5 protein-coding genes are annotated in these 6,324 nt (G+C 63.5%); 2 read left to right on the forward strand and 3 right to left on the reverse strand.

Translation table 11 applies throughout. The annotated features are described in order from the left end of the window. The first annotated feature begins 23 nt into the window (after nucleotides 1-23). Nucleotides 24-821 carry a hypothetical protein gene (locus B3T59_RS10375; RefSeq protein ID WP_287002181.1) on the forward strand — a complete coding sequence of 266 codons (798 nt, stop codon included), beginning with the start codon at nucleotides 24-26 and terminating at the stop codon, nucleotides 819-821. Between the two features lie 260 nt (nucleotides 822-1,081). Here the strand turns inward: B3T59_RS10375 and B3T59_RS10380 are convergent, their stop codons facing one another. From B3T59_RS10380 to B3T59_RS10390, 3 genes are all read right to left on the reverse strand, one after another. Next, nucleotides 1,082-1,504 (reverse strand): hypothetical protein, encoded by a 423-nt coding sequence (locus B3T59_RS10380; protein WP_287002182.1) that lies wholly within the window; start codon nucleotides 1,502-1,504, stop codon nucleotides 1,082-1,084. 133 nt (nucleotides 1,505-1,637) lie between these two features. After that, on the reverse strand, nucleotides 1,638-2,621 hold the full coding sequence (locus tag B3T59_RS10385) for a TauD/TfdA dioxygenase family protein (protein WP_064862257.1): 984 nt from the start codon (nucleotides 2,619-2,621) through the stop codon (nucleotides 1,638-1,640). Between the two features lie 137 nt (nucleotides 2,622-2,758). Next, nucleotides 2,759-5,101, reverse strand: a complete 2,343-nt coding sequence (locus B3T59_RS10390) for a sulfatase-like hydrolase/transferase (protein ID WP_287002183.1) — start codon at nucleotides 5,099-5,101, stop codon at nucleotides 2,759-2,761. A gap of 278 nt (nucleotides 5,102-5,379) precedes the next feature. Here B3T59_RS10390 and B3T59_RS10395 point away from each other — a divergent pair. After that, on the forward strand, nucleotides 5,380-6,324 hold a 945-nt coding region (locus tag B3T59_RS10395), incomplete at its 3' end, for an ABC transporter substrate-binding protein (RefSeq protein WP_287002184.1).

A 6,324-nucleotide genomic window follows, 5' to 3' on the forward strand; every position in this document is an offset into this window, starting at 1 on the left:
GTAGAGTCCGCACCGTTGCAGCTTTGGTCACCAAGTTAGTTGCATTGATCGTCATCGGATTGGTGTCCGCCTGCGGTTCGTCGAACGACAACACCGGCCCCACGTCGACAACATTTACCAACCCCACGCCGGTGGCCGGACGCTGGAACAACGGAAACAACGGCACCTCGTTCGAACCATGCACCAGCCTGACTTCCAACACACTGCGCGCACTCGACGTCGACCCCGCCACCTGGACGGACATCTCGATCGACGGCTTTGGCCCCCGCGGATGTCGTGCCACCTCCGCCGCCCGAACCATCACCCTGCAGGTCATCAACACCTCCGCAGGTAACGTGCTCGATCCGGTCGCCTATGTCACCACTTCATCGAAGCACTCCCGACGACCCGAATTCGTGTTCAACCGGTCCACGGTATGCGTCGCTACCGCGATCTCCGGAAACTCCACCATCATGGCCTCGGTCAGCGACGACAGCATCCGAACAGAATTCGCGACGCCCTATCCCAAACCCGGTGAGCGACTGTGCCCAGTCGCGCAAGACATCCTCAACCGCACCACCCAACCCATCCCCGCAGCGGCCGTCCACCCCACATCAACGATGGACTCACGACGGGCATTTGTCCTCGTCTACCCCGCCCTGATCCAGGCAGGCATCCTCACCGAGCGGAGTGCACCGGGCGAGAAACGAGTAGTCGTCGACTCTGCAGGCCGACTCCTTCCCTATTCCGATCTCATCAGTTCCGACCCGGAAAATTCTGCGGGCGTTACCGCTGCGGCCGAACTCCTCGCGATACAGCTCCAGGTGCCCGGGTCATACTGACGGCCAGTCCCCGAGAACTGATCTGCTACTCGGGTTCGTTGGCTGGATTCTGCGCCCACACAACTGCGCGACGCAGCCGTGTCGGTGTGGTGTCGGTAGTCAACACTACTCAGCTGGCCCACCGTGTTCGTCAACGTTCCTCAATGCCTGGTCAAAGGTGGTCTGGTCTTTGCGACCAGGCCACCGCATCAGACTCGAACTGAATAGGTCAGGAGTTCGATTCTCCTAGGCGGCTCCGTCTTGGCCACGCCAGTGCCCGGTCACCCGTAATACGCGAACTCGCAGGTCGGGTTGGGCTCGGTCTTGTAGGCGACCAGGTTGCTGCCCATCATGATCGTGCAGCTCAACTCACCGCCGCCGGTCACGCTGACGCTCGACGAGACCTTGTCGTACACCGGGTAGTCCTTGCTCCAGGGCAGCGTCACGGCGGTCTCGGTGGTCTCCGGCCCACCGTTGATGCGGTAGCGGATGGTGACGGGCGTCGAACCGCCGATCACTTTCATCGTCGCGGTGCCCACCGACGGTCCCGTCGGCTGAGCCGCGGAGGACTCCGCAGCGCTCGTCGCGACGTCTGTGGCACTCGAATTCGATTGCGCTACCGGCTCACCCGACGATGAGCAACCAGCAAGTGACAGCATGAGCGCCGCACCACAACAGGTCCCGACAAATATCCTCTTCGACATGCGAGGAGTCTAATGCTCTGAAAGCCGTACGCCACGTGAGTCATCCACAGGCTCGACAACGCACGATGCGGCCGGACCCAGCCCGTGGTCCGACCGCATCGTGCACTCTCCAGAGAATCTCCGGCGAGCAGAATCAGGCAGCGAACACCGCCAGACGCCGAGGCTGCTCCACCGACGAATAATGCGACGCGTCGCCGGTGATGATCTGACTCTGCTGGCCGTTGACATCGACGGGCACGTCGCCTGCCAGGGTGATCCGATGCAGCTGACGCTTCTGGTTGCCGAAGTCGGCGATGCCGTAGTGCTGGGTGGCCCGGTTGTCCCAGATCACCAGGTCACCGTAGCTCCAATTCCAGCGGAAGGTGTTCTCCAGCTTGGTGATACGAGCCTGAAGCAGTTGGTACAGATTCGCGAACTCCGACGCCTTCAGGCCGCGGAACTCCTTGGCGAAGTGGCCGAGGAGCAGGCTGCGCTCACCAGTCTCCGGGTGCACGCGGACAACGGGATGCAGCGTCTCGTACTCGGAACTGGTGAACTCGGCGTAGTGCTCCTCCTTCTGCACAACGTCGACGCCGCCGGACGGTTCCTTCTGTCCCACATAGTCGTACAGGTTGGAGTGCGTGGCCCACAGTTCCTCGACGAGCGAACGCAGCGGCTTGGGCAACTGCTCGTAGGCAGCGACGGTCGACGCCCAGGTGGTCGCACCACCGTAGGCAGGCAACACAATTGGCCGCAGCAGCGACGCCTTGGGGATGCGATCAACGAAGGTCACGTCCGTGTGCCAACTGTTCGCGGCGCCTTCGATGGTGAGCAGCTGATCACCGCGCGACGTCACCGTCGGGTGCGGTGCTGTCGGCTCACCGAGCAGCGACGCGAACGCGTACTGGGTCTCGTCGTCGAGGTGGTCCTGCCCGGTAAAAGCGATGACCTTGTTGACGGCGAGCGCGGTGCGGATCGCCTCGACCTGCTCGGCGGACAGATCACCGCCGAGGCGGACGCCCTCGACCTTGGCGCCAATGTTCTCGCCGAGCTTCGTCACGGTGATCGACGCGTCGTCGTATAGGGCCTGAGCAGCGGACTCGCTGTCGGTGCGTCGTTCGATGTCGGTCAGTGTCACTGGTGTACTCCTTGGCTCATCTCTTGGCTGATGTCGTCGTTACTTCGATTTCTCCACTGATCGGCGATCGGCGAAAGGTTCTCGCCCACGTCGATTACAACCTTGTGCCGCCGTGTGATACTCGGTCGACGCGATACTCAGTCGGCGTGATACTCGGCGCTCTCATCGATCTCGCGACGGATACCGGCCGGCACCCGCACAGGACCCGGCCGGTACGTCACCGCGCGCAGTGCGCTGCCGAAGCGGAACACGCCACGCCGCTCCCGTAGCTCCAGATCGACGGGACCCCGCGCATCGAGCCCGACGGAGATTCCCGTCCACGGGGACATGCCGACGAGTTGGAACTGGTTGTCCAACTTGGCGATTACCTCGACCTGCCCGCCACCCGACGCCTCGAGAACGAAGTCCCATCGCACCTGTGGTGTGGCGACGGCACGGAGCCCAAGGGTCTCCACGCCGTCGGGTAGCTCGCCGGACACACGCGCGATGCGGCCGTAGCTGTTGAACACGAAATGCGCTGTGCCGTCTTCGATGTAGAGCAGATAGCCGCCCTGCGGATCACCGTGTGCAACAAGTACGCCTTCGTCTGCACGTGTCCAGTCGCGCAACTCGATCTCGATGTCGAAGTCGCGGTACGCGATGAGCTTGCTCGACCGGTACCGCTCGAGCGTCGGAGTGCCCGCGAGTATGCGCACCGGGTCGCTGTAGCGTTCTTCGTCTGGGCGTCGACGTCCCTGATCAGCAGGCGAATCGTATAGCGGGAAAACAGTATTGCGCCATGCGGCTTCGTCCCACGCGCGAGCAAGCTCGGCAACGACGTCCGGGTGTTCCGCAGCGATGTCGTGCGTCTCCGCGGGATCAGTTGTCACGTCGTAGAGTTCCCACTCCGGGTCGTCGACGCGATCGGGATCCCGGTGCAGCGACAGCAGCTTCCACCCGTCCCGATAGAACCCGCGGTGTCCGCCGAACTCGGCGTACTGCTCGGTGTGGTCCGAACTCGCTGCCTGATCGCGCAGAAACCCTGCGGCGCTGACACCGTCGCGCGATTGCGCGGGTTTGCCGTGCCGTTCTGTCGGCGCCTCGACGCCCGCCAACTCGAGCAGCGTCGGCACCAGATCTGTCACGTAGGCATACTGTCGGCGGACACCGCTGTCGTCCGCGTCGCGCGGCAGGCCGTCGGGCCACGACAGCACGAACGGCACCCGCACACCTCCGGCAAAGGTCTGCCCCTTGTAGAAGCGGAAGGGCGTGTTCGACGCCTGGCCCCACCCGCGTGGATAGTGCACACCGAGAGCCGCGCTGCCGATCAGATTCTCGTCATGGGGAACGTCGCGCTCCCAGTCCGACGGCACCGGACCATGCACGAATTGGCTGAAGTACGAACGGGTTCCGACCGGACCGCCCTCGGCGGTACCACCGTTGTCGGACGTGAACACGATGATCGTGTTGTCGAGTTCACCGAGCTCGGTCAAGGTGTCGACGATGCGCCCGACGCTCTGATCGACCGAATCGACCATGGCCGCATAGACTTCCTGGTACTTCGCGAATCGTTCCTGCTCGGCAACGTCGAGCTCGTCCCACGGTGGCGCATCGTAGCCGGGCTCGGTGTTGCGCTCGGCGATCGGGGTGCCCTCGTCGAACAAACCTTCCTCGACCTGTCGGTCGAACCGTCTCTGCCGCACAGCATCCCATCCATCCGCATACTTTCCGCGATACTTCTCGAGGTCGGACTCCTTGACCTGATGCGGACCGTGCATGGCGATATGCGCGAAGTAGAGGAAGAAGGGTTTCTCGGCATCGTGCGCCCGCAGCGACTTGATCTGCGCGACAGCATGATCGGTGAGATCGTCGGTGACGTAGTAGTCATCGGGGTACTCGTCGACGTCGACGACCGAATTGTCAGCGATGAGCTGGTTGGGATAGAAGAAGGAGTTCAGCCCTTCAAGCGAACCGTAATAGGAGTCGAACCCACGCTGCAGCGGCCACGAATCGCGCGTACGCCCGGGGCTCATGTTGGCGTCGCGGGCGAGATGCCACTTACCGACCGCATACGTCGCATAGCCGTTCGCGCGCAATATCTCCGGAAGCGAGAGCACATCGTCGGCGAGTTCGAGACGTAGACCGGGGAAGCCCGGATCGGAGTTCGCCACACTGCCGTAACCGGCGCGGTGCGGATTGAGCCCCGTCAGCAGAGCAGCCCGAGCCGGCGAACAGACCGGCGTCGTGTGGTAATTCGACAGTCGGAATCCACGCTCTGCGAGCGCCGCGATGTTGGGGGTATCGATCTCCGCACCGAACGGCGAGATATCGGAGTAGCCCATGTCGTCAATCAGCACGACGACGATGTTCGGAGCACCCGCCGGCGCGCTCGGTTCGGGCTTCCACCAGGGCGTCGACTGCGACGATGTACGGCCGACCCGACCCTCGAAACCTTCGTAACCCCGTGCGTAGTCGGGTATTTCGCTGTTTCCGTCTGCCATCGTCCCTCCTCGAAGATCGTGCGACCGCCGCCGTCCGCGGTTGCGCATCACACACCATCCGCACGGCCGGTCGGTCTGTCAACCCTTTCTCCGACGCTGCCGAGAAAGGCTTCATCAGCTTGAAGTCGCCACCCGAATGCCCTCACAGTTGCTCGTATTCGACGAACGCACACCGACCCTCGGCCGTGCGTCGTGTGGTCGATGTCCGGCTCGGCTCCTGCCGCATCACCGACCACCCCCAGCCCCCATCCCATCGGACGGAAGAGAATCCGAAGACCATGCCCACTCGCACACGAGCCGCGCTGCTCGCGCTCGTCGCACTGCTGACGATGGCCACGGCCACCGCGTGCACCTCCGCCGTCGCGCAGCAGCAGAACTCGACAGCGACCGCCCTTCCGCCGGGCCACAAGCCGCCGCAGGGCGGCACCCTACGGGTCGGTGTGCTCAACGACCTGAGCCCGAAGACCTTCCTGCAGATCGGCACCGGCAGCATGAACGGCCACGTGGTGTCGAACGTCTTCGACACCCTGATCCGCTACTCGCGCGACGATCTGACCGTCCGGCCGGCGCTGGCCACACGCTGGCAACTCGCTCCAGACGGACGCTCCGTCGCACTCGATCTGCGCGACGACGTGCGCTACCACGATGGTCGGGCATTCACCTCGGCCGACGTCGAGAGCTCACTGAAGGCGTACACCGCGGGGCCGTGGACACCGCAGTTCAAGCGGACCGCCGCAGCAGTCACCGGCTACGACACCAGCAATCCGCACCGCGTGGTGCTGACCTTCGACCATCCGCTCAGCAACATCTTCGACCTGCTCGACTCTGCACCGATCATCGACGGCAACACTCTCGACGGGCTGCGCGCGGGCAAGGTGTTCAACGGAACCGGACCGTTCCGATTCTCGTCGTGGCAACCGAATTCGGATGTCCGCCTGGTACGCAACGACTCCTATTGGGGTCCGCGAGCCAACCTCGACGCCATCGACCTCGACATCATCACCGACCAGCAGGCGCTCTACACCCGACTCCGCACGGGCCAGATCGACCTCGCCTACGGACTCAACAACCACGACCAGGAATTGGCAACGCGCCGATACGGATTCAACAACATCACCTACACCGGCGCCGAGCAGCAGGAGTACGTGGGAATCAACGTCGCCAATCCCGCTCTGGCCGACGTCCGCCTTCGTAAGGCTATCGCGTTCGCCATCGACCGCGAA

This window comes from Gordonia sp. UBA7860 (assembly GCF_002500165.1).
Taxonomy (GTDB): Bacteria; Actinomycetota; Actinomycetes; order Mycobacteriales; family Mycobacteriaceae; genus Gordonia; species Gordonia sputi.

Coding starts and splice junctions, on each gene's coding strand:
- B3T59_RS10380 (WP_287002182.1), bottom strand. CDS start 1,504: ATGTCGAAGAGGATATTTGTCGGGACCTGTTGTGGTGCGGCGCTCATG.
- B3T59_RS10390 (WP_287002183.1), bottom strand. CDS start 5,101: ATGGCAGACGGAAACAGCGAAATACCCGACTACGCACGGGGTTACGAA.